Genomic DNA, 26,603 nt, shown 5'->3' with positions numbered 1-26,603 from the left:
GATGCTCCTTCTGCTGGATCAGTGCAGCAGCCAGGATCCGTCCGAGGGCGGTTCCGGCTTCCTGCGCAATTTGCGGAACAGGACAAGGAAAGGCCACGCCAGCAGCTGCAGCAGCCCTGCGACCAACAGCAGGCCTACCAGCAGGACGAGGACCGGCGAGTACAGCAGGAATACGCCGATTGCGGCAGCGATATAGCCGCCCACAAGCGCCATAACTGTCCCAGGGTCCATGGGGACTCCTCTTGAGTTGTCGAAAAATTGAGGGAGGCGCGAGCCGTTTGGACGGGAAAACGCCAGACGGGAAGGGCGCACTTGATTCCGGGGCAGGAATGCCGGTCCCGGGCACTTAAAGCGCCCTGAGCGTAAACGTGGATCCGAGAGGTGGTGCGGGTTCGAGCGCCTGCCAGGCATCCCTCCGAGGGGCTGGGGTAATTCACCCAATGCATCCGGGCCGCATACTTCCTAACGGTCATCCCAGAGTACCCGGCGGCCTCCCAGGGTGGAAGTACCCACCGGGTCCCTTCCATGCCCCCGACTGGCAGCCTCTGCCCCCAGTGACCTTTGGCCCTATAAAACGCCGCCACCGGGCGGGAGGGTTGACCGTATCCAGCGCGGCAAAACACGAGGAAGCACGGCCATGACAATCCATGAACCAGTCGCCGTCGGCATCAACGACGCGGTGCAAAGCCAGGCAGCCGTCCGGTGGGCAGCCCGACGTGCCCAAGCGGCGGATGTCCCGCTGGCGGTCCTCCACGTCGTTGATGACCGCCAGGTGGCCGCGCTCGCCAAGTATTCGGGCAAGGCGTCCACGATGGTTATGGGATCGGGAAGCACACACCTTGGTTGTGTCCTGGCCGACAGGGCACTCCGGGTTGCGGCTACTGCAAAAGTTCCGGTTGCCGTGGCGGGGACAGCACCATGAAGAAGACCGGTGCAGTCATCCTTCTCGTTTTCGGCATCCTTGTCTCGATCGTCGGCGCCACCATTTTGGCCGCAGGAGCAGTGGCCTCGGTGGTGGGGTCCGTCCAAGGCGACGGATACTTAACGTCCGGCACCGCACGTCTCTCCGTCGGTTCCCATGCCCTCACCTCGCCCGGGCTTGATGCCGTGGGCGAGGACGTTCCACCCCGGCTGCCTTTCGACGTCGGCACGCTTAGGCTGCGTGCAACATCCGTTGATGCAGGCAAGGAGATCTTCATTGGGATTGCTCCCCAGGCAGATGTAGAGCGCTACCTGTCCGGCGTGCACCATTCCGAGCTGCTTGAGGTGGACAGCCGGCCCTTCCGGGCTGAATACCGTGACATTCCCGGCACCGGCACGCCGGCACCTCCCCGGGAGCAACAGTTCTGGAACGCATCCGTTGCAGGCTCCGGTGAACAGGAGCTGACCTGGGACTTGGCTGCCGGGAGCTGGGCGATCGTCATCATGAATGCCGACGCCGGCCCGGGCATCGATGCCCGCGTGCAGGCAGGTTTCCGCTCCGATCTGTTCCGGCCTGCCGCCAGCGGTCTGCTGGTGGCAGGCGCTGTCGCGCTCGCCGTCGGCATCCCCCTGCTGGTTTTGGGAGCGGTGGGACTGGGGCGCCATGCCGGCGCGCAGTCTCGCGGACCGCAGCTGCCAGTGCACCATGGCGAACCGGACGACCGGGCTCCGTACCCGGCGAAGCTCATCGGGGAGCTGGATCCCGCCTTGTCACGGGCCATGTGGCTGGTGAAGTGGTTCCTGGCCATTCCGCACTTCATCGTCCTGGTCTTCCTGTGGTTCGCGTTCCTCGTGACCACCATCGTGGCAGGGTTCGCCATCCTGTTCACTGGCCGCTACCCGCGGGCCCTGTTCGACTTCAACGTCGGGGTCATGCGCTGGAACTGGAGGGTGGCGTTCTACGCCTACGCCGCAGCAGGCACCGACCTCTACCCGCCCTTTACCCTGGCACGCACCGCCTACCCGGCGGACTTCGAGGTGGACTACCCCGAAAGGCCCTCCCGCGGCCTCGTGCTCGTTAAGTGGTGGCTCCTGTCCATTCCGCACCTGCTGATCGTTGCCGCCCTCGCCGGCACCACCTGGACCTGGCAGGCAGAAAGCGAAGACCTCGGAACCACCTATGAACGGGGTACCGGCTTGTCCCTGCTGGGAATCCTGGTCCTGGTGGCAGTGGTGGCCTTGCTCTTCACCGGCCGCTACCAGCGCCCGCTGTTCGACCTGATTCTCGGCATCAACCGCTGGATCTACCGCGTCATGGCCTACACGGCCCTGATGCGTGATGAGTACCCTCCCTTCCGGCTCGACCAGGGACCCGGGGAAAGCAGGCGGACCTTCGGCCCTACCCCTCCGGCAACCGCCGCGACAAAATACGAGGGACCACCGCCGCCACCTGAGGAGCTGAAATGAGCACAGCGGAAACACCATTTGCCCGGATTCTCGTGGGCGTCGACGGGTCAGAGCCGTCCGTCGAGGCGCTCCGGCAGGCCCAGCGCCTGGCGCTGCCCCTGGGCGCCAAGGTCCTCGCCACCGCCTACTGGGACTACCCCCAGGTGTACGCCGGCTACGTCATGATGGGCATTGAAGGCTTCCAAGAACGCGCCGGGCAGATCCTTGACGAGGCGGTGACAACAGCATTCGGCCCGGAGACGCCGTCGAACATCGTTGTGAGCCTGGTCCGGGGGCACCCGCGCGAGTCCCTGATCGAAGCCAGCCGGGACGCGGACATGGTGGTGGTTGGACGGCGGGGCCACGGAGGTTTCGGGGGCTTGCTGCTCGGATCCGTCAGTTCGGCCCTCGTGTCCCATGCCCATTGCCCGGTGCTGGTGGTCCACACGCCCGAATCCGGCCAGGGCGGGCACTAAGGGAGGAAACCGAATGAGCGGGCCGGTTATCGGCGGACCGCCAGCAGGTCCGCAGCCAAGCACTGGACGACGGCGGGCAGCCGCCATCGGGATCGCGGCCGCCTTGGTGCTCGTCGCCGTCGTCCTGGCCGTCCTGCTCCAGCGCCCCGCGGGGAGCCCCCAGCCCCCGGCCGGACCGTCACCGACGGGCGCGGCCGCCAGCGGCACCGCCTTCCCCACGCCGTCCAGCCCGTCTGCCACGCCGTCGCACCCCGGGCCAACCGGGACCGAGACCCCGGAGGCAGGACAGACTCCGGTGCAGCCGCCGGTCACCGTGCCTCCCGTACCCGCTACTACGCCACCCGCCCCGGACACCGTTCCGCCGCAGGACCCGTTGCCTGCCGGGCTGCGCAACCAGGACCTGACAGCTATCCCCGGCGCCGGGCGCGTCGTGGCGCTGACCTTTGACGCCGGAGCCAACGCGGCAGGCCTGCCGAGGATCCTGTCGACGCTGTCTGCCAAAGGAGTGGCCGGAACATTCTTCCTCACCGGAAACTGGGCCGCGAACAATCCGGACGGAGTCCGGCAGATCGTCTCAGCAGGGCACCGCGTGGGCAACCACTCCATGACCCACCCCGGTTTTACCGGGCTCAGCGATGCCCAGATTGTGGAGCAGGTCCGCGGGGCTGAGGAAGCCATCCTGGCCGCCGGCGCCGACCCGAGGCCGTTGTTCCGCTTTCCTTTCGGGGAACGGGATGCGCGGACCATCGACGTGGTCAACGACCTTGGCTACGCCGCCGTCCGATGGTCGGTGGACACACTTGGCTGGAAGGGGACCAGCGGGGGCATCAGCGCCCAGACGGTCTCCGACCGGGTCATGGCTGCGCTGCAACCAGGCGAAATTGTCCTCATGCATATCGGCTCAAACCCGGACGACGGCAGCACCCTTGATGCTGACGCCCTGCCGCAGGTGATCGACCGGATCAGCGCGGCAGGTTACGGCTTTGCCACCCTCGACGCTTTACTTGCGCAGTAGGATCTTCGCCCTCCTTCATCGCCGCATCATCCGGGCGGTCGCTGGCCGAAGCGGTGGAGGGACTCCACGAGTTGACGGGAGAGGCCGCCCGCCACGGACACGGGCACGACGCCGGCCGTCACTGAGAGGCATCGGCCCCGGCTTGCTTTGCTGCCTCCTAAGCCCTCGCCGCCTCCGGGGCGTGGACAACCAGGACGGGACAGTGCGCATGGCTCACACACGCGGTGCTGACCGACCCAGGCACGAAGCCGCCGTGCCCGCGCCGTCCGACAACGAGGAGCAAGGCGCTCCGGCTCCCGTCAATCAGCAGGGGGCCGGGTTTGCCACGCACCAGCCGTGGCCGGACAGTGGCCGGCCGCTTGTCACCAAAGGCATCCGTGAGGGCCTGCTGCAACACCTGTTCGGCGGCGTATTTGAAACCTTCAATCCCTACCGCCAGATACACCCCGTACCCGGCCGGGACATCCCAGCATGCCCACGCTTCCACCGTGGCACCAAGCGGTTCCGCCAGCGTGGCCGCAACGCGCAGCGCCTCCACGGAGGCCTCGGATCCGTCCACTCCGGCAATAATCCTGGGGGTCCCCTCGGTTGCAGTCATCAGCTTCCCATCCTTTGTGACGCCTCTCCCCCAGAGTGCCCGACGACAGGCTTGCGGGGGTAGGGCCGAAGGTCACCGCGGGCCACGTGGCCCATGCGTCCGGACTGGCCAGGGTACGGCCATTGTCCGAGGGCGCTGAATGAGACCGGACTTTGGTCCCTTCCAGAGGATGACGGAGCAGGAAAGAATGGGATCAGCCCCCTTCCGGAGGGCTGCCCCACACGAAAGGTGCAGGCTGGGGGCCGGAACAATTTGGGAGTGCGGCGTGCAAAGGGAAGAGACAGGACCGGGAAACAGTCCGGAGCCCCAAGGACCGGTTCGGGTGTTCATCCTCGATGACCACGAACTCGTCAGGCAGGGACTCAAGGATCTGCTCGAAGGCGAGGGTTTCCTTGTGGTCGGCGAAAGCGGTTCTGCTGCCGAGGCCACGCGCCGGATACCCGCGCTGCACCCGGACATCGCAATTTTGGACGGACGCCTTCCGGACGGCACCGGCATCGAGGTATGCCGCGACGTGCGTTCCCTCGACCCCCGCCTGCGCTGCCTCATCCTGACAAGCTACGACGACGAGCAGGCACTCCGGGGCGCGGTCCTTGCCGGGGCATCGGGCTACATCCTCAAGCAGATCAGGAGTGATGACCTCCTTAACGGAATCCGCAGGGCTGCGGCAGGTGAGTTCCTCTTTGAACCGGGGGTGGAGCAGCGGGTGATGGCAGGACTGTCCCATGCGCCGACAGACCCGCGGCTGGAGGCCCTCAGCGCGCAGGAGAAGAAAGTCCTGGCCCTGATCGGCCAGGGCTTGACGAACCGGCAGATAGGCGATGACCTGTTCCTGGCGGAAAAGACCGTGAAGAACTACGTCTCCTCGATCCTCGCGAAGCTGGGCTTTGAACGGCGGACCCAGGCGGCGGTCTATGTCACCCGGAACGTACCGGACTCGTCCTGAGCGTTAATCCCGCGGCATACGTGCGGTCACTTGCCGGAGACACACCACGTCACCCGGGTGCCCTCGCCGGGTGCACTGTCAATGGAACAGGTGCCGCCCAGCAGCTCGGCCCGGTGCCGCATATTCGCCAGGCCGCTTGTCTTTCCCGGCTCCTCGAAACCCTGGCCGTTGTCGCTGATGACAAGCTGGACCTGGTCCGCCGTGACGGTCACAGCAACGTTGATCGCCCCGGCCCCGGAGTGCCTCAATGCGTTGCTCAGGCCCTCCGTGAGGACGGGCAGCAGATGCGCCGTCAGATCCTCCCGCAACGAATCCACCGGCCCGTTGAGGGACACAGTGGGGTCTACAGGGTAGCTGCGAGAGTTGTCCCGAACGACCCGCAGGATCCGGCCGGTCAGGGGCTCCCGTTCCTCCTCGCCTGTCCGGAGGGAGTAAATGGTGTCCCGCAATTTCCGGATAGTGTCGTCCAGTTCGGAGGTGACGGCTGCAATGCGGTCGTTGGCCACCGGATCGAGGGTGTAGCGCCGCAGGCTCTGGATGCTCAGGCCGGCCGCGAAAAGGCGCTGGATCACGAGGTCGTGCAGGTCCCGGGCGATGCGTTCCCTGTCAGTGAACAGCAGGTTCTGTTCGCGGAGGGCATTGACCCGTGCCAGGTCGAGTGCCAGGCCAATCCTGCTCCCGAACAGGGCGCTCGAGTCGATGTCTGACTGCGCGTACACCGATGATCCCTTCGGACGGGCAAGCAACAGGGCGCCGTTAGCGCTGCCTCTGTGGCCAAGCGCGCAGACGAGGACGGGTCCCAGCTTTTCCGTGACCTCCTCACCAAAGAACTCCTGGGGGTCCCGTGCCACCGCCGACTCACCTGTTTCGAGGACTTTGGCAACCATCCCGGAAGCCTTGAGTTCCTGGCCCGCCTGGAGGCTCTGGGTGCCAAGCGAAGCGCGGCACCTTAGAACACCGTCACCAGCCGGGCCGGCGACTACCGCAAGGGAGGAACCGGAAACTTCCAAAGCGGTTTCCAGGACATGCTCCAGGGCTGCGTCGTCCGCCGTGTGGGAAGTCATGATGAGGCGGGTGCTGAGCTCCATTCCTGCTTCAAGCCACTTCTGGCGGCGCTTGCTGTCTTCGAAGAGGCGTGCGTTCTGGATCGCTACACCGGCGGCTGCTGCCAAAGCGACCGCAAGGTCTTCATCCTCAGGTGTGAAATCCTGGCCACCGTTCTTCTCCGTGAGGTAGAGGTTTCCAAAAACTTCGTCCCTGACCCGTACAGGGACCCCCAGGAAAGTCTTCATTGGAGGGTGGTTCGGTGGAAAGCCGGATGCTATCGGATGCTGGCCCAGGTCGTGCAGCCGCAGCGGCGTTGGCTCGCGGATCAGGAGCCCCAGGACACCGTGGCCCGTGGGCAGGTCCCCGATGGACCTGGTGCCCTCCTCGTCAATCCCCACCGTGATGAAGTGGCTCAGCTTGCGGTCTTCTCCGATGACTCCCAGTGCGCCGTACCTGGCGCCGACCAGCACGCAGGCGGACTGGACCACGCGATCCAGCACAGCTTCCAAGCTGAGGTCCTCCGCGAGCGCCACCACCGCCCCGAGCAGGCTATTGATCCGTTCCTGGGTGTCCAGCAGCTCATCTGCACGGGCAAGGAACTCGCGGAGAAGGTCTTCCGCTCGTTCCTTGATCGGGGACTGCCAGGGCCGGTCACTGCTCATGTCCACACCTCCTGGTGACAGCCTGCCTCATTGCAGATCGTCCCCATCAACAGACCGGTGGAGCGTGCGGCGCCGCCGGGAAGAATTGTCCCTCCCGTGGCAGGAAGGGAAATATGGCACCAGTGTAGAAGATCAGGTAACGGCCGGAAACAGGCCGTCGGGCCACTGCCGGAAGGCGCTGATAGACGGGTTTATTCCGCGGGACTTTCTTCCCTATCCCGGAACGGTTCCGGGACCTAAGCTACGGCCATGGATACAGCTGCAGCGGAACCGGAAATCGAGAGCCTGGTAGTCCGCGACTGCTGGAGGTCATCATCAGCGGCCGGTGGTTTGCCATCGCGCCGCCCACCCACTGGTGGCCGCCGTTCGACGCAACAACTGACGAAACCTGATCGCTCGATCCGCTGCCAGGACCAGCACCAGAAAGTGATCCCTCATGGAAACAGCCAAGCCCATCGCCGTCGGCATTACTGAATCTTCGGCCTCCAACGCTGCTGTGGCTTGGGCGGCTGCTCGGGCGAAAAAGCACAAAGTTCCCTTGGTTCTCCTGCATGTCCTGGATGACAGTTGGATGGTGGGGGAAGCCCTCCCCTACGTCGACGTCCTGCGCCAGTCGGGCCGTGACCAGCTCAAGGAAGTCGGGGAGCGCGTCCAGGAAATGGAGCCGGGGCTGCAGGTTTCACTCGAACTGCTCGAAGGGGCCATTGGTTCATCCCTGGGCGACTACTCAAAAAACGCGTCGATGCTGGTCCTGGGTTCCAGCGGGCACGTACACGGCGCAGTGACGGACAGGGCGCTGCAGGCCGCGGCCGTGGCGGAGTCGCCGGTTGCGGTAATTGGTCCCGGGCAGGACAACGGACGCGGCGTCGTGGTCGGCGTCGACGGGTCCCAGGAGTCCACCCAGGCGGTGGCATTCGCCGCGGCCGAGGCGGACGCGCTGGGCGAGGAACTAACAGTCCTCTACGCTTTCACCGGCCCCAACCGCTGGATCAAGGCAGGCCTCCCCTCCAGCAGGTTCGCCGCCCATGTCCTTGAGGAGGAACAGGTTGTCCTGTCCGAAACTGTGGCGGGGCTCAGGCAGCAGTACCCGGACATCGTGGTGCATGGCGTTCTGGAAACCGTTCTGGAACCGGCGGATGCCCTGATTCAGGCCGGCTCAAACGCCAGGCTCCTGGTGCTGGGCAGCCGGGGCAGGGGCAGCTTCGGACGGCTCCTTCTGGGATCCACCGCCCATGCCGTGCTGACCCGGCCGCCCTGCGCCACCATCATCACGCACCTGCGGAAATCCGAGCACAAGAAATAAACCGCATAACGGCCAAAGCAGCAGGGGTGAGGCAATGGAACCCCGCGACGATATCTGGACGGTTGCCCGCTTCCTGGAAGGCTCCCCCTCTGCCAAGGCAATCTATGAGGCGGCGGAACGCATGCCGTCCAGCCTCGGGCCGATGGATGTGAGGGTCAGCAAGAGCCAGATTTCATTCCGCCGGCGCCGCGGCTTCGCCTACCTGTGGCGGCCGGGCAGGTATGTCACGTCAAATATTCCACTGGTCCTTTCGATTCCCCTTCCGCGGCATGACGTATCCCCACGCTTCAAGGAAGTGGCCCACCCTTCCCCCGGCGTCTGAACGCACCACCTGGAACTCATGGACAGCAGGGCCCTCGATGGTGAGGTGCAGCAGTGGATGCGCGAGGCTTATTTTGCGGCCGTCTGGGCCGGTGCGACCGCCGCAAGCCGGGCCCAACGGCAGAACCCCCCTGTCCTAGGTAGGCTCCATTTGCTCGTCGCTGACTGCCATCAGCCGTTCGATTTCAGCTTTGGATTGCACGGTACCCGCCCTCGTGTCACGGGCGTGGCCGCATTCGTCCGTGTCCGTCCTCCTTGTGCCGGACGTGCCATGTGCTTTTCGCTTACTCATGCGCCCAGCGCAGATGGCATCGGGAATAGGCAAAATGCACCATGGCTGGGGTGTTGTGTCCGGGCAGCCGCACCGGATGCCGGTGTGCCCACGTACTCCGGAGTGGCCCGGAGACAGGATGCTTGAGGGAGAGCAAACTTATGGCTGGAAGGTTCGAACTGTTTGCCGATGAGGACTCGCGGATCAGGTTCAGGCTTGTGGCGCCGGACGGCAGCGTCCTGGCCGTATCCGGACAGTACGCGGACAAGTACCGCGCTGCGGCTGCCATCAAGGATGTCCGTGAATGCGCCGGCACCGGTTTGATCCGCGATCTTGCTCCTACCCTTGTCCTCGCCGGCGCAGCACGCCCGGGCCTGCAGGTCCGCTCGCCAGCGGTAGGCGCCCCGGGTTCCCTCGGTGCAGCCTGAAGGCCCGGCGGCCATGACGGTAGATCCAGCCCCAAAGGGCCCAGGTCCTCCGCGTCCAAGGCCTGGTCACGGCCGAGGCGTCACCGACAGGGACTCGTCCAGACCGGCAACCAACGTCCTGGTGTCCGTGGTGGAAGGACTACATCCTTGCTTCCCCCGGCTTGCCGTGCCTGCTTAGATAAGCGGGATAGGCAGTGCCCCACCACATCAGGATGGAACTTCCCCGGAGGCCCTTCCAGTGCCTAAGGTCCCCGGACCAGGAATGAGGGAGCGATGCAGGAGAACGGCGCCATCGTTGCCGGCTATGACGGGTCGGCTGAAGCTGTGGCAGCAGTCCACTGGGCAGCGCACCAGGCGGACCTGCGGGGTTGCCCCCTGCACGTGGTGCACTGCTCCATTTGGCCCCTGTTGACGAAGAACCTGGGCCCGGTCCCCGGCATTGCTGACAGCGGACTCGAGCGCTCCTCAGAGGCAATCCTTGAGGAAGGAATAGACAAAGCCAGGGCGGCCGTACCCGGGCTGGACGTTGAGGGGACGCTGCTGCACGGGCTGCCAGCATCCCACCTGGCCCAGATTTCTGCCGGCCAGCTGATGGTTGCCGTAGGCAGCCGGGGCCTGGGCGGGTTCCTTGGCCTGCTGGTGGGATCGGTGAGCCTCGAACTGGCCGCCACAGCCGGCTGCCCGGTTGCCGTCATCCGCTCCGATATCCACCCTGCCGGGCCCGTCGTCGTGGCCGTCGACGCATCAGGGTCCCCCACGGCGCTTGAAGATGCCTGTGCCATGGCGTCAGTGTCACGGGCAGGACTCATGGTGGTCCACGTCCGGCACACGCCTGCCGGGCACCGGCAGGCGGATCCGTATAACGCACTTGCCCCGGATGAGGCAGCCGAAAAAGTCCTAGGCGCGGCCCTGACCCGCGCCCGGGCCCTGGCACCCGGTATCCCTGTTGACGGCGCGGTCCTGGCTGATACGTCAATACCGCACGCCATCCTCAAAGCCTCTGCCCAGGCGAGGATGCTGGTGGTGGGAACGCAGGGACGCGGGTTCCTTCGGGAGACGATCGGTTCAACGGCGCACGCGGTCCTTCACCACGCACGGGGCCCGGTCCTCATCTCCCGCCGCGGACCGGCGGAGTGACCGCGCATGGCAGGAATCGAGCACGGAGTGGACCTGGCGGGGCTAATCCTGGTCTGGAGCGCCAGGCACTGGAACCGCTGGAACTACCCTGCCGCCGTCGAACAGGTCCTTCGGTCGGGACGCATCCTTGACCGCTGGGAAGTTGGTTCCAGCCGGAGCATTCGGCCGGGTACCGAGGCGTGGCTGCTCTTCCACGGAAGCAGCGGCGCGGGCAGCGGCCTGATAGGGCACGGTGTTGTGGTCTCCGGAACCGCGGAGGCGGGCGGTGGCACGGAAGGCGCTGCCGCCAGCCGATCCATGGGCGTGGCCTTCGACGCCCTGTTGCCATTGGGCGACCAGATTTCTTTGGCCACCTTGACTACGGAAGTCCCTGACATCCACTGGGCCGACGCAGCAAACTCCGCCCTCCTGTCCGTCCCCACGCGGGCGGACCACAGCCTTCGACGGCTCTGGCGGGAGCAGGGACCAGAGGCAGTGGACCCCTTCGACGTTGTTCCCGGCGCCTATCCGCCAGAGGCAGCCGCCACCGTGGGCGTCAACCGATACGAGCGCGACGACGACGCACGCCGCGTGTGCCTGGCCTTCCACGGAACGGCTTGCGCCGCCTGCGGCTTCTCCTTTGAAGCCTCCTATGCGGACGTGGGCAATGGGTTCATCCACGTGCACCACACAGTGCCGGCGTCCCAACTGCGGGCCGGCTATGAGCTGGATCCCATCACAGACCTTGTGCCGCTCTGCGCCAACTGCCACGCCATGGTGCACCGCGGCGTCCGTACGCCGCGCACGGTCCAGGAACTGCGGAACATCCTCTCCGCAGCAGGCCACCTGCGGGGCGAAGTGGTGACCGAGCAGGCGCTGGAGGCGCAGGAGAACGCCCGGCGCCTCCTGGACGGGCAGGCGGACTAAGAGCCTACTGCCCCCGCTACTGCCCGGCCGGCGTTGTCCCGAACATCAGGGTCCGCCGGCGGACGTCGTAGTAGACCGTTCCGGAGCGTTTCAAGAGGTTCTGGAGGACCTCGGCATCCTCGGCGTCAAGGGTGAGCACTTCCTCCCACGCCCCTTGGTCAAGGACCAACTGGAGGGTCCAGGTGCCAGGCTTTCCCGCATCTCCGGCCACCCAGCTGAATTGGTAGTGGTTAACCTGGCGGACCTGGATGCTGTCATCGGTGATTGGTTGTTTTGGTGCGGGGCTCATGGTCACTCCTGCATAGGTGTCGGGCCTGCTGGATAAGACAAGAACCAATGTAGACCCGGCGGCCATCCTGATCCAGAGCTTCAGCCCGGCGTGCTGATCAAAAGTCTTGCCGCGACCGGAAGCCTTAATCAGGATGCAGTGCCCTTGACGGGTGCAAAACGTTTTGCATATAGTGATGCAGGCAACATACAAAACGTTTTGCAAAGGAAGAGTCAATGGCGACGAAGGTGAACATACGGGACGTGGCAAAGGCTGCCGGCGTCTCTGTTACCACGGTGTCGCATGCCCTGAGCGAAACGCACAGCTCCCGGGTCAATGCCCGCACGGTGGAGCACATCAAGGCAGTAGCCGGCGATCTCGGCTACGCCCCCAACCGTCTGGCCAGCGGGCTGCGGAACCAGCGCTCCCAGATCCTAGGGCTGGTCAGCGACGAGATCACCACCACCCCTTTCGCGGGCGCCATGATCCAGGGTGCGCAGGATGCCGCCTCGGAGCACGGGCACCTTCTGATGGTGGTGAACTCCGGACTCGACAATGAACTTGAAAGGCACGAGATCCGGGCCCTGAAACAGCACCAGGTGGACGGGATCATCTACGCCCGCATGTACAACCAGCTGGTGTCCGTCCCCGAAGAGCTCCAGGGCATGCCCACCATCGTCCTTGATGCCACCACGGACAACCCCGCGCTGTCCTCGGTGGTGCCGGACGAGTTCGGTGCCGGCGAATCGGCCGCCGGACTCCTGGCGGAGGCAGGACACCGCAGGATCGCCATGATCAACAACGAGGACGATATCCCCGCCGCCCACGGACGCCTGGCAGGCTTCCGGGCGGGGCTGGAACGTCATGGACTTGGACTTGGACCCGGCCAGCTGGTGTCCGCCCATCCCAGTACCGCAGGAGGCAGGGAGGCTGCACTCCGCCTGCTGTCCGGAGCGGAACGGCCTACAGCGCTGTTCTGCTTCAACGACCAGATGGCGATGGGCGCCTACCAGGCGGCCGGCCACCTTGGCCTGAAAATCCCTGCCGACCTGTCGGTGGTCGGCGTCGACAACCTTGAACTCATCGCCGACGGCCTGTGGCCGGGGCTGTCCACCGTGGCGCTCCCCCACTACGAGATGGGCCGGTGGGCCGTCCTCCAGCTGCTTGCCGAACTGGAAAATCCCGAAACTCCCCGCGCCCACGAGTCCAGCAGCTGCCCGCTCGTGGTGCGGGATTCTGTCGCCCCTCCCCGGGGCTGACCCTGCCAGCGGCTGCCAAAGCGGCGGCCGCACCCCGATAACACCACCCTTGCCCCAACAAAACGGGAACGCAGCCGTTGCAGCGGCCGCGTTCCCTGCAGGACCCTCATCAATCCCTCCTGTCCAAGCAGAAAGACTGACCCATGAACACGAAGTTCACCAAGATCCTGGCGACCAGCATAGCTGCCGCAGCCCTCACCGCCACCCTCGCAGGCTGCGGCAAAGGCAGCGCCTCCTCCTCATCCGAGGGCTCCGGCGAGATTGCCCTGTGGACCCACAATGCCGGCAATCCCGACGAACTGGCCGCAGTCCAGAAGATCGTTGACTCCTACAACGGCAGCCAGGACAAGGTAAAGATCAAGGTCCAGGCCTTCCCGCAGGACTCTTACAACGATTCCGTGGTTTCGGCGGCAGCTGCCGGGAACCTGCCCTGCATCGTGGATATCGACGGCCCCAACGTGCCCAACTGGGCTTGGGCCGGGTACCTCGCACCCCTGGAGCTGGATGCAGACCTTTCGAGCCAGCTTCCCAGCACCGTGGCCGAGTGGGACGGAAAGCCCTACGCGGTGGGCTACTACGACGTCGCCCTGGCCATGATGGCCCGGGCCTCGGACCTGGAGGCTGCCGGCGTCCGCGTTGCCACCATGGAGCAGCCCTGGACCAAGGAGGAGTTCCAGGAAGCCCTGACCAAGCTCAAGGCGCTGGGCAAGTGGGAACACCCGCTGGACCTGGGCACCGCCGGCACCGGTGAATGGCTCCCCTACGCCTACTCCCCCTTCCTGCAGTCCTTTGGCGGCGACCTCGTGAACAGGGACGGCTTCCAAAGCGCCGAGGGCGAGCTCAACGGGGACAAGGCCGTTCAGTGGGCCGAGTGGTTCCGGGGCCTGGCCGACCAGGGCTTCATGGCAAAGAAGAGCGGCAAGGATTCCACCCAGGACTTCCTGAACAACAAGAGTGCCATCGTCTATACGGGCTCGTGGGCCGGGGACAAAGCCAGGGCCGCACTCGGCGACGACCTGGTGGTGATGCCGCCGGTGGACCTGGGCGAGGGCCCCAAGATCGGCGGCGCCTCCTGGCAGTGGGGCGTGACCAGCGGCTGCAGCAACGCCGAGGCCGCCATGGACTACCTCTCCTACTCGCTGAAGCCGGAGAACATCGCCGCGGTGGCGAAGGCCACCGGCGCCATTCCGGCCAGCGAAGAGGCGGCAGCGCAGATCCCCAGCTTCGCCGAGGGCGGTGCAAACCGGATCTTCATGGACTTCTCCCGGGAGTACGCCGTGATGCGTCCCGAAACGCCCGCCTACCCCTTCATTGCCACCGAGTACGGCAAGGCCGTCCAGGACATCCTGAACGGTGCGGACGCCAAGTCCACGCTGGATAACGCCGTGAAGGCGATCGACGCCAACATCAAGTCCAACGGCGGCTACAAGAACTAGCCGGAGCCGCGGGAGGACTTCCGGCCAAACAACGCCGCAGTCCTCCCGCAGCCCGACCTACGAAAGATCCCTCATGGCAACTGACCTTCCCACCCGCCCGCGCCCTGCCGCCCACGGCGCCGCACTGCCGCCGTCGAACGCTGACGTAAAGCCCCGCAGGACCCACCGCCGGCCCGGCTTCCGCCGCGAGCAGCTCAGCGGCTGGGGCATGATCGCCCCGGCGGCGCTGCTGCTCCTGGCCTTCATCTTCACCCCGGCCATCCTCGGGTTCGGGCTGGCCTTCACCAACGCCCGGCTCATCTCGCCGCGTCCGGTCGAATTCGTGGGCCTGGACAACTTCGCCAGGCTCTTCTCGGACCCCACGTTCTACCGCGCCCTGCTCAACGTCGCCTACTTCACCGTGGTCATCGTTCCGGTGCAGTCCGGCCTGGCCCTGGTGATGGCGCTGCTGATCAACAAGAAGTTCCGCGGCGTGAATTTCTTCCGCACCGTGTACTTCCTGCCCGTGGTCACGTCCATGGTGGTGGTCTCGCTGCTGTGGCTGTTCATGTACCGCAAGGACGGCCTGGTCAACGAGATCCTGTCCGCAGTCAGCTTCGGCCTGATCAACGGCCCGGACTGGCTCGGGGATCCGAATACAGCGATGCCCGCCATCATCATCCTGTCCATCTGGCAGGCCGCCGGGTTCCACATGATCATCTGGCTTGCCGGGCTGCAGGGCATCTCCGGGGAGCTGTACGAGGCGTCGCAGCTGGACGGCACCAGCCGGTGGCAGCAGTTCCGCTACGTCACCTGGCCCGGCCTGTTCCATACCCGCAGCCTTGTCCTGGTCACCATCACCATCCAGGCCCTCGGCCTCTTCGACCAGATCAGCGTGATGACCCAGGGCGGACCCATGGACTCGACCACCACCATCATTTACGAGGCCGTCCAGTCCGGCTACCGGCAGCAGGAGACGTCCTACGCCTCCGCCATCTCGCTGGTGTTCTTCGTCCTCGTCCTGATCGTCTCCGCGGTGCAGCGCCACCTCACCCGGGAGAAAGACTGACATGAAAAACCAACTGCTCCTGAAAAACGCCGGCACCATGCTGGTGCGCATCCTCTTCGCCGTCGTGGCCGCGTTCCCCATCGTCTTCATGCTGGTGTCCTCGCTCAAGCCGGACCAGCAGATCTTCGGTGATATGTCCTCGCTGGCAGCGTTCCTTCCGGTGGGCAACATCTCCTTCGACAACTACGCAGCGGTCTTCGACCGTGTCCCCGCGGCCCGCTTCCTGCTCAACTCGGTGGGCGTCTCCGCCGTCACCGTGATCCTGGGCATCTTCGTCAACAGCCTCTGCGCCTTCGCCCTGTCCCGTATGCAGGTCAGGGGCAAGAAGATCGTGTTCACCGCGATCCTGGCCACCCTGATCGTCCCCTTCCAGACCCTGGCACTGCCGCTGGTGTGGTGGGTCAACCAGCTACCCTACTTCGAGCTGAACGGCTTCAGCCTTGAGTTCTCCAAGGGCTGGCTGGACACCTACCAGGTCCAGATCATTCCGTTCATCGCCAACGCCTTCTCCATCTACCTGTTCCACCAGTACTTCGAGTCCATCCCCAAGGAACTGGACGAAGCCGCACGGATCGACGGGGCCGGCTGGTTCAAGATCTACCGCCAGGTGGTTATGCCGCTGGCAGGCCCCGCCACCGCCACAGTGGCGATCCTGACCTTCCTGCCGGCGTGGAACTCCTACCTCTGGCCCCTCATGGTGGTCCAGTCCGAGGAGCTGCGGCCCGTGATGATCGGCATCCAGTACTTCTTCCAGCTGAACGTTTCCTGGGGCGAAGTGATGGCATACGCCTCCCTGATCACCGTTCCGGTGGTGGTGCTCTTCATCGCCTTCCAGCGTTCATTCGTCAACAGCATCGCCTCCAGCGGCGTGAAGGGCTGAACCATGGCTTCACTTTCGACGGCGGCCGGCGCGCCGGCAGCGTCCCTCATTGACCGGTTCCGCCCCCAGTGGCATTACTCCGCAGCGCGGAACTGGCTCAATGATCCAAACGGGCTGGTGTACCTCAACGGCACCTACCACCTCTTCTACCAGCACAACCCCCTCGGCACGGACTGGGGCAACATGTCCTGGGGCCATGCCACGTCCCGTGACCTGCTCCACTGGGACGAACAACCGGTGGCCATCCCCTGCGATGACCAGGAAGCCATCTTCTCCGGCTCGGCCGTGTTCGACGAGCACAACACCAGCGGCTTCGGCACGACGGACACACCTCCGCTGGTTGCCATCTACACCAGCGCGTACAGTGAGGCCTCCCCGCTGGCCGGGCGGCAGGCCCAGTCCCTCGCCTACAGCCTGGACGAGGGCCGAACCTGGACGAAGCACCAGGGCAATCCCGTCCTGGACCGCGCCTCGGCGGACTTCCGCGACCCCAAGGTCTTTTGGTACGACGGCGGCGGCGGAAGTTACTGGGTGATGGTCGCCGTCGAAGCGGTGCAGCGGCAGGTGGTGCTGTACAAATCCGCCGACCTCAAGTCCTGGGAGTACCTGAGCACTTTCGGCCCCGCCAACGCCACCGGCGGGGTCTGGGAATGCCCGGACCTGTTCGAGCTGCCGGTGGACGGAAACCCGCGGGACACCCGGTGGGTCCTCGTCGTGAACATCAACCCGGGAGGCATCGCCGGCGGTTCGGCAGGACAGTACTTCGTGGGAGAGTTCGACGGCGTGGCGTTCCGGTCAGGGTCGACCGTCACCGAGGGGCTCCAGAAGGACGACTCGCGCATGCGCGAGTACGGCTGGCTGGACTGGGGACGGGACTACTACGCCGCCGTCTCGTTCAGCAACATGCCGGACGGCCGCCGAATCATGATCGGCTGGATGAACAACTGGGACTACGCCGGTTCCACGCCCACCGGAGACTGGCGCAGTGCCATGTCACTGCCGCGGGAGGTCACGCTCACCCGGGTGGACGGCAGGGTGGTGCTTCGGCAGGAAGCCATCGGTTTCTCCGGCGAGACGGATGGCCAGGGCTTCCGGCTTGGTCCGGGGCCTTTGCCGCCGGGAGTGGCGGAGCTTCCCGTGGCCGCGGCGGTAGCGCGCATCGATGCCGAATTCCGTCCGGGCAGCGCCGCGGCAGTGGGCCTGGTCCTTCACGCAGGCGATGCCGGGCGGACGCTTCTCACCTATGACACCGGGCAAGGCATACTGCGCCTGGACCGGAGGGAGTCAGGAATTACCGGTTTCCACGAAGCCTTCCCCTCAGTAGAGGCCGTGGCCGTGCCGCTGCGGGAAGGCCGCCTGCGCCTGCGGGTGTTCCTTGACCGGTGCTCCGTTGAGGTCTTCGCCCAGGACGGGGTCGCCACCATCACGGACCTGGTGTTCCCCGCTGAGGAATCCACCGGGATGGCGCTCTTCGCGGAAGGTGAGGGCGCGCAGCTCGTGGCGCTCGACGTCGTCGGACACTGAATGCCCCGGGACCCGGACCCTGGAGCCCGCGCGGAACCCGCGGGATTGGTTCAAAATGTGAATCCGGACACTCACTTTCTGCCAGTCGGGGTTATCCTCAAAGGGCGTATCCAGGTGCCGGGGGCTAGGCGCACCGCGGTGTCATTGCCGCGGGCCAGTTTCATCATTTGCATTCACGCCGGGGGAACCCGGGGGATTTCAAAGGAAACGAGCATGGGCCGTCGACGCGCAGCAACTGACCCGAGCTATCCGCGCTGGGTGTGGATCGCCGCGGCAGCCACGGTCGCGCTTCTCGTTGTTGGCGGCGCGTTCGTGTTGCGGGTGCTGATCTTCCCCGCCGATCCAGGAGACGGCGGCGGCCCATCAGCAGGGAATGGCAGCACCCCTGCCCCAGGTGAACCCCTGGCGCAGGACAGTCCTGCTGCCACCGCCGGAGGATCTCCGTGCATCGCCTTGAAAATCCTCACCTCGCTCGAGAACGCTGACATGGTCCGTGCCTTGGCTGCCGGGTACACCGCGAAACCCCGCAGCGTGGACGGGAAGTGCGTGGCACCCGAAGTCAGCCAGGAAAAATCCGGCACGTCCGCCGGGAAGGTTGCTGCCCAGTTCCCGGGCGTCGCAGCCGGCGACCGGCCCGCCGTCTGGATGCCGGACTCTTCAGCCTGGCTGCGCATCGCAGGAGCAGGTGCCGGGGGCAGCCAGGTCCCGCAGGAAGGAAGGAGTGTTGCGCGGAGTGCCGTCGTGGTGGCTATGCCGGAGAGCATGGCTGCTGCACTCGGCTGGGACAGCAAAGCGCCCTCGTGGTCCGATGTCTTCAAAACCGCGGAGGACCAGGGCGTCTGGGAGCGCCTCGGCCATGCCGACTGGGGAAAGTTCAAGTTCGGCAAGGCCAGTCCGCTGGTCTCGACGTCGGGCCTCATGGCCCTTGCCGCTTCCTACGGTGCCGCCGGCGGGAACGTGGGAGGTCTGGACGGCATGGACCTGGAAGCGGCTTCCCTGGTGGACAAAGTGCGTGCCGTGGAGCTGCGTACCAGCCACTATATGGCCACTCCCGAGCATTTCCTGTGGCACGTGCGGGAAGCCGATGACGCCGGGAACGTCGCGGAATTTCTCTCCGCCGTCATCGTGGACGAGAAGTTTGTCTGGGACTACAACCGCGGGGTAGTGAGCGAAGACGGGATTACGAAGCAGTCCGGTCCCCCGCCCCAGGAACCCCTCCGTGCCATCTACCCCAACGATGGCGTGCAGGTGGCGGATAACCCGGCCGTAATCCTTAACGGCGATTGGGTTGAGGGCCGGCAGCGCTTGGCAGCCGAGGATTTCCTCCGGTTCGCTGTGACAGAGCAAGGCCAGCAGATCGTAAAGACTTCCGGATACCGGACCCTTCAGGGTGACCTGGACCCCGGGGTGGCAGGGACCGGACGGTACGCTGAAACCCTCCAGCCGCTGCCGCTTCCCAAAGCAGAGGCCCTTCTTGCCATGCAGGACAGCTTTCCTGAAGTCCGCAAACGCGCCCGGGCCCTGTTCCTGGTGGACGTCTCCGAGTCTATGGTGCAGGATCCCGCAGCAAACAAGCTGCAGCGGGCCAAGGATGCCGTTCTCAAGGCCCTGGACCATTTCACCGATGAGGACGAAATCGGGCTGGCCGCTTTCTCCCATGAGGGTGACGGGCCCTTGACGCCGGGCATCGTCAGCCCGGTAGCGCCGCTCGAATCCAACAAGGAAGACATCACGGCCAAGCTCCGCGAGCTTCAGGCTGTGGACGCAACACCCCTTTTTGAAGCCGTCAGCCGCTTCGCGGGCGAGCAGGCCAAGGAATACAAGGAAGATTTCATCAACACCATCGTGCTGCTGAGTGACGGCAAGAACGACACCACGCACCCCGGAGACCTGGGCGGGCTCTCTGAACAGCTGAACCATCAGAACCATTCGACGCCGGTGCTCGTTTTTACCCTCGCCTACGGCCCCGAGGCAGACGTACCCACCCTGCTGGAAATCGCCAAGGCAAGCGGCGCCCACTACTACGACGCCACCGATCCGAACCGGCTCGAAGAGGTGCTTGGCGAACTGGTGACCAGTTTCTAGGCCGGCGGTCCTGGCACGTTTCCGGCCCGGGCTGCCGGCGAACGGGATAATGCTAGTGCCCATGCGCCGGCCACTCCGATGGCAATCAGGAGGGTGACAAAGCCGATCGCCGGCGCACCCGTCCATGCCAGGGCGTCGCCATACCGCAGCAGGGCAAGTGTCTGCAGAATGACGAACGCAACGGAGGTCAGGGCAACGGGGCGGACGGTGCGGAGGTCCCCGCTGAACTGGCCCTGCGCGGCGGACCACCCCAGGCCCACCAGCCACGCTCCGACGGCCCTCGCAGTGAGCTCGGACAATGGCCACGGCCACCACGTCGCGGCAGCAGCGGGTACTGCCAGGAGCGCCACGCCATACAACACCAGCACCCCGGCGATTCCCAGCAGGAGCAACCGCAGCGCGGGCGGCAGCACGGGCCGTCGCGCCGGCACGGACTTCGGGGCGGGACGCCGGGACCGGACCTGCATCCAGCCGATCACGAGCATCGCCACGGGCACGATGGCATAGATTGCCAGCCACGCCCAGGTGGCTATCTGGGCAAGGGGCCCGGCGGCTGGCGACAGGTGGAAGCGGTCGAGATGTATCAGGGTGACTCCAAGAGTCAGCGTAGTGAAGACGAACACGGGCCAGACTGCGAGCCTCGCTGACTCCCAGCTTTCTGAGCGGGCGCCCGTCACCTCCAGGCCGGCCGCCGACCAGTATGCCGCGCCGAGGAACACCGCGGTCATGGGCGGATTGACTGTCCATGCGAACCATTCCGCAGTCCGGAGCGGAAACACGAACAGCACCAGGCCAGCGAGAAACACGAGGAATGCGGCGATGTAGAGCAGCCACCGCATCGGCGCAATCACCGGTGCGGCGTCAGTTGAAGCGGACGTCACCGGAGAGCTCCTCGGGCGCGGCTGCCACACCGGGGGCGGCGGGCGGGGCGGGCAGGGGGTGCCCGGCCAGGTAGGCATGGAGCATCGAGACCACGGTGGCCCCGTCCCCCACTGCCGTAGCCACTCTTTTGATGGAACCGGCCCTGACGTCACCGATCGCGAAAACGCCGGGCATGCTCGTTTCCAGGGCCAAGGGCTGCCGGTCCGGCCTGGTAGCCCCGACCTTACTGTCGTCCAGGCTGGTGCCGGTCCGGAGAAAGCCGGCCTGGTCGCGCTCCACCGTGTCGGGCAGCCAGGAGGTCCGCGGCATCGATCCGATGAGCACGAACAAGCCGCCCGCTTCGATCTCCTCGGTTGACGTTGCGCCGCCGGCCCCGGTTGCGGCCACTTGCAGGCTGGCAAGGAATCCGTCCTGGTCGCGGGCCCCCACGATCGCTGTCCCGTACCGGATCGCCACGTTCCGGGTGGCCTCGAGCTGGGAGATGAGGTACTCGGACATGCTGGCCGACAGGGTGGGTCCGCGCACCAGCAGCGTGACCTTCTTCGCGTATTTCGCGAGGTGCAGGACGGCCTGTCCGGCCGAGTTGCCGCCGCCCACAACGCAGACGTGTTTTCCAGTCATCGACGGCGCCTCGGAGACCGTTGCCCCGTAGAAGACACCCCTCCCCACCAGGTTTTCAAGCTGGGGTAGGCCGAGGCGGCGGTAGTCCACGCCGGTGGCCACCACCACTGTGCGGCACCGCACCACGGTGCCGTCGGAAATCGATACCCGGTACAGGCCTCCATCGACGCTGAGCTTCTCCACTTTCCGCAGGAAGAGGAAGTCCGTGCCCAGGGTCCAGGCCTGGTGGAAGGAGCGGTAGGCCAGGTGGGCTCCACTGACGCCGCGGGAGAAGCCGGGGTAGTTGCGGATTAACGAACTGGTGCCGGCCTGGCCTCCCACGGCTTCCCCCTCCACCACGATGGTGGAGAGGCCTTCCGAGGAGGCGTAGACGGCGGTGGCGAGACCGGACGGACCGGCTCCCACCACCACAACATCAAAGACCTTGTCCGCCGGCGGTGGCCGCGTCACCCCAATGGCTTCGGCGATCTCAAGGTCGCTGGGGTTCTCGAGGACAATGGGGGCATCGGTGAACTGCAGCACCATGACCGGCAGCACCGGGTCCCGCAGGCCCAAATTCTCTAGTGTCCGTTGCGCCGTCTCTGATCCGACCGGGTGGAAGCCCACGGGGATGTGGTTTCGGCTCAAGGAGTCGCGCAACACGTGGGTCCTTTCGTCGCCCACCTGCCCGATCAGCCGGACCGCCTCGAACCCGACCCCCTGGGCCAGGTGCCAGTCATCGAGGGCATCGGTAATGGCCCCGTGGAACTCTTCGTCGCGCGGCCGTTCGGGACGAATGATCAGTAATTCGGCGTATCCCTGCCCGATCGCCCGGAATACAGTGGGGGCGCTGGCGAAGTCGCCCCACGTCACCACCACACCGCGCTTGGCGGCCGGGTGGAAGCCATAGGCCCGCCGCAGGAAATCGAGTCCGCCACGGTCAGCCGGGCCGTAGCATCCGAGGATAAGGGCCACCTGGCGGTTCCAGCGCCGGAGCCCCTCAAGCACTGCCCGCCCGTGGGCGTGGCCGGCGCAGGCCACCACTTCGTAGTCGGCGCCGTACCGTCGGCGTAGCTCATCTTCGAGGATGCGCCGGGAGGCCGGGTCCGGGGTGGCAATCAGCAGGATCGGAACCGAGTCGTCCATGGCCGCCGTCTTTCCGGATCAAGGGTTCGGTGGCGATCACGATACTCCCGCTGGGACAGGGGGGACAAGGTACGGAGATTCTGCCAGAATGAGGACGTCATGGAAGACCGCCCTATTCCCGGAATCAGCCCCGCCGCCACGCCCAGCGGAACAGGATGCGTGGAGTGCCTCGGCGGTGACGGCCCGGGATGGTGGCTGCATCTGCGCCGCTGCGCCCAATGCGGCCATATCGGGTGCTGTGATTCATCCCCCTCGCAGCATGCCAGTGCCCACGCACGCACCGATGGCCATCCAGTCATGAGGTCCTTTGAACCCGGGGAGGACTGGTTCTACGAACTCACCACGAAGAAGTTTTTTCGCGGCCCGCGGCTTCCCGATCCCCAGTCCAGGCCGCCGGAGCAACCGTCACCCGGACCGGCTGACAAGGTACCGGCAGACTGGCAGGAGCACATCCACCGCTGACCGCGGGCCGAATCAACCGCGCCGGCAGGGTCCGGCGAAGGATGCTGGGTAGGCTGGATGGATGGCGACAGTTATCCTCGTGCGGCACGGCCGCACCACAGCCAATGCCGCTGGACTGCTGGCGGGCCGGGCGGCTGGCGTCAGTTTGGACCAGACCGGGTGCGAGCAGGCAGCTTCGACCGGAGACCGGCTCGCGGTGGTGCCCCTGGCCGGCGTGGTCTCGAGCCCCCTCGAGCGTTGCCAGCAAACGGCACAGTTCATCCTGGAGCGCCAGGCTGGTAATCCTTCTGCGCTGGCCGAGCCCGACCTCACCGAGTGCGATTACGGCCAGTGGCAGGGCCGGATGCTCGGTGATCTCGCAACCGAAGACCTGTGGGCGGCCGTGCAGTCGCAGCCGTCCGCCGTCGTTTTTCCCGGGGGCGAATCCATGGCGACGATGCAGGCCCGCTCGGTGGCAGCAATCCGGCGCCACGATGCAGCCTTCGAAGCCGAATACGGGCCAGGAGCCGTGTGGGCGGCCGTGAGTCACGGTGACGTCATCAAATCAATCCTGGCCGACGCGCTTGGTATGCACCTCGATTTGTTCCAGCGCATTAGCGTGAGCCCTGCCTCCTTGTCCATCGTCCACTACGGTGCACTTCGGCCAAGCGTCCATGCGACGAACACCGACGCCGGGGATCTGTCGTGGCTGTCGAAGGGCATCAAAACCGGCGATGCGCCGGTGGGCGGCGGAGCAGGGCACACGGCGCCGTAGACCTCATGTGCCTAAGATACTGACATGCCCACACTTGTTCACGAGTTTGCCTGGCCTGACCGGGTCGTCATCGGCACCATCGGCGTTCCGGGGGCGCGCACGTTCTACCTGCAGGTACGGACCGGTAAGCAAATTGTGAGCATCGCCCTCGAGAAGCAGCAGTCGGCCCAGCTCGCCGAGAAGATTGACGAAATCCTCGATCAGCTCATCGCGCTGGAGGGCAACCCCTTCAGCGTTCCCACGGGTACCCCCATCGAACTCGTGGACAATGACCAGCTCGAGGCGGTCGAGGAGCAGTTCCGGACCGGGGCCATGACCCTGGGCTGGGACCCGACGACGGCGCAGGTGGTCATCGAGGCATACCCCATCATGGATGCCGATCCTGATGACGACGACGAATTAGTTGATGGGAACGGCGCCGAAGTGCCCGAAATGTTGCTGGTGCGGATGCCGGTTGGCACCGCCCGCGCTTTTGCCAAGCGGACACGGGAGGTGGTGGGTGCCGGGCGTCCCGCGTGCCCGCTCTGCGGCTACCCCGTGGACCCCGACGGGCACGTCTGCACACTGCCCGAGGTCTGATGCCGGCGCCCGACCTGCTCACTACCGAGCTGACCCTCACCGGTCGCATCGCGACGGCGTCGAACGCCACCTTCCTGGGCAGCATCGGCGACACCACGGTCGTTTACAAGCCGATAGCCGGGGAGAAACCGCTGTGGGATTTTCCCGACGGCTTCCTTGCCCACCGGGAGGTCGCAGCGTACCTGGTTTCCAAGGTCCTCGGCTGGAACGTGGTGCCACTCACCTGGCTCCGCGATGGTCCTTTGGGCGAAGGAATGGTGCAGCTGTGGCAGGAGTCAGACCCCGACCAGACTGCGGTGGATCTCGTTGCGGCGGACGACGACGTGCCCGGGAACGGGTGGAAACACGTCCTTGAGGGCCAGGATGAGAGCGGACGGAGAGTCGCCCTCGTCCACGAGGACACGCCGGCGCTTCGTCGCATGGCGGTGTTCGACGTCGTCGTGAATAACGCCGACCGCAAAGGCGATCACATCCTTGCCATGGCAGACGGACACCGGCACGGCGTGGACCACGGGCTCACCTTTCACCGGGACTACAAGCTGCGCACGGTGCTGTGGGGGTGGCTGGGAGAAACGTTGACCGCTGAGGAACGCGACGGCATCGATCGCATCATCGAAGGACTGCGCGGTGAGCTGGGCCGAAGCCTGGCGGACCTGCTCAACGCCGAAGAAGTCGCGTCGCTCGCAGCGCGCTGCGCCCGGTTGCACTCGGCAGGGCGGTTCCCGGCGCCAAGAGCTGAGATGCCCGCGGTGCCCTGGCCGTTGTTCTGATTTAGTCACGGCCACGGTCTTCGCAGCATGCTCCAAGATCAGGACAATGTGGTCGCTGTACAGCAGCCAGTCCTCACTTCTGGTAGGCAGGTGGGCATCCTGCGGGCAACTGCAGGAGCTGCCGCCCGGGAGCCGGGATGGTCCAATCGTGCGGCCGCTCAACGCCGACTGCTGCGAACGGAGATTCGAGGGCGCCCCAGCGAACGGGGCGCGCCTTTCCCGTGCTCTGTGCAAGGTGAACCGGCCACTGGCCAGTGCTCGCGCAATCTTCGGCTCCGATGGTGCGGAGTTTCGCCCGGACCTCATAGCCCTACGGTCCTAGACTTTCGGCATGCACCCCTTAGTGGCGGTCGGCCTGGTGTTCCTCACCGCGCTTGCCTGGATGGCGACCGTCCTCACTCTGTTGATCTCCTTTGCCAGGGCCCGCCGGCGGCCGACTGCTGCAATTCGGGATATGCGGGCCCAAAGCTCCAATAAGACTGCAGCTTAGACACAGCTTGGTGCCACCCTAAGCAGACCAATCATGGGCCACCGGGGGACTATCACGTGCCCTTCCGCCGCGGACCCTTTGCGCCCGCGTAGCCTATGGGCAACGACTATTTGGGGGAAGTAATGACTCTGACACCAGCCTTTGGCATTCTCGGCATCCTGTACGCGGTCTTCACGATCGCCGTGGGCGTCCTGGCGGTGTACGCCCTGGTCCTGGCCATTGTCTTCCTGCGTTTGCGGATTGCGGAGCTGAAGCGTGCTGCGCCACCTAAGAGTGACCCCCTGCGCTGATGAACAGAAGCAGTCCCTGGCCGTCCGCCGCAGTGTGTGTCATGGTCCCCGCGCTAACCCTGCTGGTGTTCGGCCTGGGAAATCCACTCGTCCAGCTGCTGCCCTGGTATGTGGCCGTCTACCTGCTGATCGGAGCGCGCATCTTCGGCCCGGACTCGCCGGGCTGTGGGTGCTGGGGATGATTGCATTCTGCGCCCGGGGTGTCCCCCGCCGCCGGAGGGCCATGCCCAATGACGGTGTCGCTGTCTAGGTCCCGGAGGCTTAAAATGACCATAGGTTTGCGCCCTTCTTACTCTCAGCTCGCCTAGGGTGCAGCGCCAGGGAGGGAACGCCATGGACGCCAGAGAGAATTCCGAGCCGCACGGCAACCCGTCGCCCGTCCATGTTAGATCGGCAGTGGCGACGGGGAATCCGGACCGATGGGCCGCAGTGGCAGGTCTGGTGTTCACCGCCCTGGTTCTTGCCGGCTTCTTCACGCCGGACTTGCCAGGTACCAACAGCCCGGCGGAGGACCTCGAGGTCCAGCTTGCAGGGGACCGCACCGCCCACCAGATTGCGCTGTTGCTGGGATTTCTCGCCAACATCGCCTTCCTGGTCTTCCTGGCCGGCCTTTGGGGCAGGCTGCGCCGATGGGAGGGCCCTGCCGGGATGTT

Annotated in this window: 29 protein-coding genes; 23 read left to right on the top strand and 6 right to left on the bottom strand. The window is 65.6% G+C overall.

Translation table 11 applies throughout. The annotated features are described in order from the left end of the window. Positions 1-18: 18 nt before the first annotated feature. Entirely contained in the window at positions 19-231 is a 213-nt protein-coding gene (locus tag AC5RU7_RS16325) for a hypothetical protein (protein ID WP_494053123.1), read from the bottom strand. 406 nt (positions 232-637) lie between these two features. Here AC5RU7_RS16325 and AC5RU7_RS16320 point away from each other — a divergent pair, with 406 nt between their 5' ends. From AC5RU7_RS16320 to AC5RU7_RS16305, 4 genes are read left to right on the top strand one after another with little or no spacing between them, the layout of a single operon-like run. Further along, on the top strand, positions 638-922 hold the full coding sequence (locus tag AC5RU7_RS16320) for a universal stress protein (RefSeq protein WP_494053122.1): 285 nt from the start codon (positions 638-640) through the stop codon (positions 920-922). Then, positions 919-2,388, top strand: a complete 1,470-nt coding sequence (locus tag AC5RU7_RS16315; protein WP_494053121.1) for a DUF4389 domain-containing protein — start codon at positions 919-921, stop codon at positions 2,386-2,388. Before AC5RU7_RS16320 ends, AC5RU7_RS16315 begins: the two co-directional genes overlap by 4 nt. Then, on the top strand, positions 2,385-2,843 hold the full coding sequence (locus AC5RU7_RS16310; RefSeq protein ID WP_494053120.1) for a universal stress protein: 459 nt from the start codon (positions 2,385-2,387) through the stop codon (positions 2,841-2,843). The genes AC5RU7_RS16315 and AC5RU7_RS16310 overlap by 4 nt, the downstream gene beginning before the upstream one ends. 13 nt (positions 2,844-2,856) lie before the next feature. Beyond that, on the top strand, positions 2,857-3,858 hold the full coding sequence (locus tag AC5RU7_RS16305; protein WP_494053119.1) for a polysaccharide deacetylase family protein: 1,002 nt from the start codon (positions 2,857-2,859) through the stop codon (positions 3,856-3,858). A gap of 157 nt (positions 3,859-4,015) precedes the next feature. Here the strand turns inward: AC5RU7_RS16305 and AC5RU7_RS16300 are convergent, their stop codons facing one another. Continuing rightward, on the bottom strand, positions 4,016-4,456 hold the full coding sequence (locus AC5RU7_RS16300) for a universal stress protein (protein WP_494053118.1): 441 nt from the start codon (positions 4,454-4,456) through the stop codon (positions 4,016-4,018). A 322-nt stretch (positions 4,457-4,778) separates the two neighbouring features. On the opposite strand from AC5RU7_RS16300, the gene AC5RU7_RS16295 reads away from it, so the two are divergent. Beyond that, positions 4,779-5,402 (top strand): response regulator, encoded by a 624-nt coding sequence (locus AC5RU7_RS16295; protein WP_494053117.1) that lies wholly within the window; start codon positions 4,779-4,781, stop codon positions 5,400-5,402. A 26-nt stretch (positions 5,403-5,428) separates the two neighbouring features. Here AC5RU7_RS16295 and AC5RU7_RS16290 read toward each other — a convergent pair whose 3' ends face one another. Next, positions 5,429-7,111: a GAF domain-containing sensor histidine kinase gene (locus tag AC5RU7_RS16290; protein ID WP_494053116.1), complete on the bottom strand. Its 1,683-nt coding sequence runs from the start codon at positions 7,109-7,111 to the stop codon at positions 5,429-5,431. Positions 7,112-7,547: 436 nt separating this feature from the next. On the opposite strand from AC5RU7_RS16290, the gene AC5RU7_RS16285 reads away from it, so the two are divergent. The 5 genes from AC5RU7_RS16285 (at position 7,548) to AC5RU7_RS16265 (ending at position 11,477) form a co-directional block, all read left to right on the top strand. Beyond that, entirely contained in the window at positions 7,548-8,414 is an 867-nt protein-coding gene (locus tag AC5RU7_RS16285; protein WP_494053115.1) for a universal stress protein, read from the top strand. Between the two features lie 34 nt (positions 8,415-8,448). After that, positions 8,449-8,736, top strand: coding sequence for a DUF5655 domain-containing protein (locus AC5RU7_RS16280; RefSeq protein WP_494053114.1), 288 nt, complete (start codon positions 8,449-8,451; stop codon positions 8,734-8,736). A gap of 431 nt (positions 8,737-9,167) precedes the next feature. Further along, positions 9,168-9,434 carry a YegP family protein gene (locus AC5RU7_RS16275; RefSeq protein ID WP_494053113.1) on the top strand — a complete coding sequence of 89 codons (267 nt, stop codon included), beginning with the start codon at positions 9,168-9,170 and terminating at the stop codon, positions 9,432-9,434. A gap of 273 nt (positions 9,435-9,707) precedes the next feature. Next, on the top strand, positions 9,708-10,571 hold the full coding sequence (locus tag AC5RU7_RS16270) for a universal stress protein (RefSeq protein WP_494053112.1): 864 nt from the start codon (positions 9,708-9,710) through the stop codon (positions 10,569-10,571). A gap of 6 nt (positions 10,572-10,577) precedes the next feature. Continuing rightward, a complete protein-coding gene (locus AC5RU7_RS16265; RefSeq protein WP_494053111.1) occupies positions 10,578-11,477 on the top strand; it encodes an HNH endonuclease in 900 nt (299 codons plus the stop codon). 16 nt (positions 11,478-11,493) lie between these two features. Here the strand turns inward: AC5RU7_RS16265 and AC5RU7_RS16260 are convergent, their stop codons facing one another. Beyond that, the gene (locus AC5RU7_RS16260; protein ID WP_494009326.1) at positions 11,494-11,766 is read right to left on the bottom strand and encodes a hypothetical protein; all 273 of its coding nucleotides are present in this window, start codon (positions 11,764-11,766) and stop codon (positions 11,494-11,496) included. Between the two features lie 215 nt (positions 11,767-11,981). Between AC5RU7_RS16260 and AC5RU7_RS16255 the strand changes: the two genes are divergently transcribed. The 6 genes from AC5RU7_RS16255 to AC5RU7_RS16230 all read left to right on the top strand — a co-directional run bounded on the left by AC5RU7_RS16255 (position 11,982) and on the right by AC5RU7_RS16230 (position 19,977). Next, the gene (locus tag AC5RU7_RS16255) at positions 11,982-13,004 is read left to right on the top strand and encodes a LacI family DNA-binding transcriptional regulator (RefSeq protein WP_494053110.1); all 1,023 of its coding nucleotides are present in this window, start codon (positions 11,982-11,984) and stop codon (positions 13,002-13,004) included. A 143-nt stretch (positions 13,005-13,147) separates the two neighbouring features. Continuing rightward, positions 13,148-14,440, top strand: a complete 1,293-nt coding sequence (locus tag AC5RU7_RS16250) for an ABC transporter substrate-binding protein (RefSeq protein ID WP_494053109.1) — start codon at positions 13,148-13,150, stop codon at positions 14,438-14,440. 73 nt (positions 14,441-14,513) lie between these two features. Continuing rightward, on the top strand, positions 14,514-15,488 hold the full coding sequence (locus tag AC5RU7_RS16245) for a carbohydrate ABC transporter permease (protein ID WP_494053108.1): 975 nt from the start codon (positions 14,514-14,516) through the stop codon (positions 15,486-15,488). Between the two features lies 1 nt (position 15,489). After that, positions 15,490-16,368, top strand: coding sequence for a carbohydrate ABC transporter permease (locus AC5RU7_RS16240; protein ID WP_494009330.1), 879 nt, complete (start codon positions 15,490-15,492; stop codon positions 16,366-16,368). Positions 16,369-16,371: 3 nt separating this feature from the next. After that, positions 16,372-17,892 carry a glycoside hydrolase family 32 protein gene (locus AC5RU7_RS16235; RefSeq protein ID WP_494053107.1) on the top strand — a complete coding sequence of 507 codons (1,521 nt, stop codon included), beginning with the start codon at positions 16,372-16,374 and terminating at the stop codon, positions 17,890-17,892. 213 nt (positions 17,893-18,105) lie between these two features. Beyond that, on the top strand, positions 18,106-19,977 hold the full coding sequence (locus AC5RU7_RS16230) for a vWA domain-containing protein (protein WP_494053106.1): 1,872 nt from the start codon (positions 18,106-18,108) through the stop codon (positions 19,975-19,977). On the opposite strand, the gene AC5RU7_RS16225 is transcribed toward AC5RU7_RS16230, so the two are convergent. Both AC5RU7_RS16225 and AC5RU7_RS16220 read right to left on the bottom strand, forming a co-directional pair. Next, the gene (locus AC5RU7_RS16225; RefSeq protein ID WP_494053105.1) at positions 19,974-20,858 is read right to left on the bottom strand and encodes a hypothetical protein; all 885 of its coding nucleotides are present in this window, start codon (positions 20,856-20,858) and stop codon (positions 19,974-19,976) included. The genes AC5RU7_RS16230 and AC5RU7_RS16225 overlap by 4 nt on opposite strands. Beyond that, the gene (locus AC5RU7_RS16220; RefSeq protein ID WP_494053104.1) at positions 20,839-22,605 is read right to left on the bottom strand and encodes an NAD(P)/FAD-dependent oxidoreductase; all 1,767 of its coding nucleotides are present in this window, start codon (positions 22,603-22,605) and stop codon (positions 20,839-20,841) included. The genes AC5RU7_RS16225 and AC5RU7_RS16220 overlap by 20 nt, the downstream gene beginning before the upstream one ends. A gap of 99 nt (positions 22,606-22,704) precedes the next feature. Here AC5RU7_RS16220 and AC5RU7_RS16215 point away from each other — a divergent pair, with 99 nt between their 5' ends. The 7 genes from AC5RU7_RS16215 to AC5RU7_RS16185 form a co-directional block, all read left to right on the top strand. Beyond that, positions 22,705-23,067 (top strand): UBP-type zinc finger domain-containing protein, encoded by a 363-nt coding sequence (locus AC5RU7_RS16215; RefSeq protein ID WP_494053103.1) that lies wholly within the window; start codon positions 22,705-22,707, stop codon positions 23,065-23,067. A gap of 61 nt (positions 23,068-23,128) precedes the next feature. After that, positions 23,129-23,821, top strand: a complete 693-nt coding sequence (locus tag AC5RU7_RS16210; protein ID WP_494053102.1) for an MSMEG_4193 family putative phosphomutase — start codon at positions 23,129-23,131, stop codon at positions 23,819-23,821. Between the two features lie 24 nt (positions 23,822-23,845). Continuing rightward, complete coding sequence (locus tag AC5RU7_RS16205) at positions 23,846-24,400, top strand: DUF3090 domain-containing protein (protein ID WP_494053101.1); 555 nt, start codon at positions 23,846-23,848, stop codon at positions 24,398-24,400. Continuing rightward, positions 24,400-25,170 carry an SCO1664 family protein gene (locus AC5RU7_RS16200; protein ID WP_494053100.1) on the top strand — a complete coding sequence of 257 codons (771 nt, stop codon included), beginning with the start codon at positions 24,400-24,402 and terminating at the stop codon, positions 25,168-25,170. Before AC5RU7_RS16205 ends, AC5RU7_RS16200 begins: the two co-directional genes overlap by 1 nt. 612 nt (positions 25,171-25,782) lie before the next feature. Further along, complete coding sequence (locus AC5RU7_RS16195) at positions 25,783-25,950, top strand: hypothetical protein (RefSeq protein WP_494053099.1); 168 nt, start codon at positions 25,783-25,785, stop codon at positions 25,948-25,950. Continuing rightward, positions 25,950-26,132: a hypothetical protein gene (locus tag AC5RU7_RS16190; protein ID WP_494053098.1), complete on the top strand. Its 183-nt coding sequence runs from the start codon at positions 25,950-25,952 to the stop codon at positions 26,130-26,132. The genes AC5RU7_RS16195 and AC5RU7_RS16190 overlap by 1 nt, the downstream gene beginning before the upstream one ends. 151 nt (positions 26,133-26,283) lie before the next feature. Next, positions 26,284-26,603, top strand: a 320-nt coding sequence (locus AC5RU7_RS16185; RefSeq protein ID WP_494053097.1) for a hypothetical protein, incomplete at its 3' end; no start/stop codon positions are given.

The organism is Arthrobacter sp. K410C, assembly GCF_059090105.1.
The sequence above is the reverse complement of the archived record's forward strand: the minus strand, read 5'-3'. Positions and strand labels throughout refer to the sequence as shown.

What these genes read in the sequence shown, in the direction of transcription:
- AC5RU7_RS16325 (WP_494053123.1), bottom strand. Translation starts at nt 231, where the DNA reads ATGGACCCTGGGACAGTTATGGCGCTTGTGGGCGGCTATATCGCTGCC.
- AC5RU7_RS16320 (WP_494053122.1), top strand. Translation starts at nt 638, where the DNA reads ATGACAATCCATGAACCAGTCGCCGTCGGCATCAACGACGCGGTGCAA.
- AC5RU7_RS16315 (WP_494053121.1), top strand. Translation starts at nt 919, where the DNA reads ATGAAGAAGACCGGTGCAGTCATCCTTCTCGTTTTCGGCATCCTTGTC.
- AC5RU7_RS16310 (WP_494053120.1), top strand. Translation starts at nt 2,385, where the DNA reads ATGAGCACAGCGGAAACACCATTTGCCCGGATTCTCGTGGGCGTCGAC.
- AC5RU7_RS16305 (WP_494053119.1), top strand. Translation starts at nt 2,857, where the DNA reads ATGAGCGGGCCGGTTATCGGCGGACCGCCAGCAGGTCCGCAGCCAAGC.
- AC5RU7_RS16300 (WP_494053118.1), bottom strand. Translation starts at nt 4,456, where the DNA reads ATGACTGCAACCGAGGGGACCCCCAGGATTATTGCCGGAGTGGACGGA.
- AC5RU7_RS16290 (WP_494053116.1), bottom strand. Translation starts at nt 7,111, where the DNA reads ATGAGCAGTGACCGGCCCTGGCAGTCCCCGATCAAGGAACGAGCGGAA.
- AC5RU7_RS16285 (WP_494053115.1), top strand. Translation starts at nt 7,548, where the DNA reads ATGGAAACAGCCAAGCCCATCGCCGTCGGCATTACTGAATCTTCGGCC.
- AC5RU7_RS16280 (WP_494053114.1), top strand. Translation starts at nt 8,449, where the DNA reads ATGGAACCCCGCGACGATATCTGGACGGTTGCCCGCTTCCTGGAAGGC.
- AC5RU7_RS16275 (WP_494053113.1), top strand. Translation starts at nt 9,168, where the DNA reads ATGGCTGGAAGGTTCGAACTGTTTGCCGATGAGGACTCGCGGATCAGG.
- AC5RU7_RS16270 (WP_494053112.1), top strand. Translation starts at nt 9,708, where the DNA reads ATGCAGGAGAACGGCGCCATCGTTGCCGGCTATGACGGGTCGGCTGAA.
- AC5RU7_RS16265 (WP_494053111.1), top strand. Translation starts at nt 10,578, where the DNA reads ATGGCAGGAATCGAGCACGGAGTGGACCTGGCGGGGCTAATCCTGGTC.
- AC5RU7_RS16260 (WP_494009326.1), bottom strand. Translation starts at nt 11,766, where the DNA reads ATGAGCCCCGCACCAAAACAACCAATCACCGATGACAGCATCCAGGTC.
- AC5RU7_RS16255 (WP_494053110.1), top strand. Translation starts at nt 11,982, where the DNA reads ATGGCGACGAAGGTGAACATACGGGACGTGGCAAAGGCTGCCGGCGTC.
- AC5RU7_RS16250 (WP_494053109.1), top strand. Translation starts at nt 13,148, where the DNA reads ATGAACACGAAGTTCACCAAGATCCTGGCGACCAGCATAGCTGCCGCA.
- AC5RU7_RS16245 (WP_494053108.1), top strand. Translation starts at nt 14,514, where the DNA reads ATGGCAACTGACCTTCCCACCCGCCCGCGCCCTGCCGCCCACGGCGCC.
- AC5RU7_RS16240 (WP_494009330.1), top strand. Translation starts at nt 15,490, where the DNA reads ATGAAAAACCAACTGCTCCTGAAAAACGCCGGCACCATGCTGGTGCGC.
- AC5RU7_RS16235 (WP_494053107.1), top strand. Translation starts at nt 16,372, where the DNA reads ATGGCTTCACTTTCGACGGCGGCCGGCGCGCCGGCAGCGTCCCTCATT.
- AC5RU7_RS16230 (WP_494053106.1), top strand. Translation starts at nt 18,106, where the DNA reads ATGGGCCGTCGACGCGCAGCAACTGACCCGAGCTATCCGCGCTGGGTG.
- AC5RU7_RS16220 (WP_494053104.1), bottom strand. Translation starts at nt 22,605, where the DNA reads ATGGACGACTCGGTTCCGATCCTGCTGATTGCCACCCCGGACCCGGCC.
- AC5RU7_RS16215 (WP_494053103.1), top strand. Translation starts at nt 22,705, where the DNA reads ATGGAAGACCGCCCTATTCCCGGAATCAGCCCCGCCGCCACGCCCAGC.
- AC5RU7_RS16210 (WP_494053102.1), top strand. Translation starts at nt 23,129, where the DNA reads ATGGCGACAGTTATCCTCGTGCGGCACGGCCGCACCACAGCCAATGCC.
- AC5RU7_RS16205 (WP_494053101.1), top strand. Translation starts at nt 23,846, where the DNA reads ATGCCCACACTTGTTCACGAGTTTGCCTGGCCTGACCGGGTCGTCATC.
- AC5RU7_RS16200 (WP_494053100.1), top strand. Translation starts at nt 24,400, where the DNA reads ATGCCGGCGCCCGACCTGCTCACTACCGAGCTGACCCTCACCGGTCGC.
- AC5RU7_RS16195 (WP_494053099.1), top strand. Translation starts at nt 25,783, where the DNA reads ATGACTCTGACACCAGCCTTTGGCATTCTCGGCATCCTGTACGCGGTC.
- AC5RU7_RS16190 (WP_494053098.1), top strand. Translation starts at nt 25,950, where the DNA reads ATGAACAGAAGCAGTCCCTGGCCGTCCGCCGCAGTGTGTGTCATGGTC.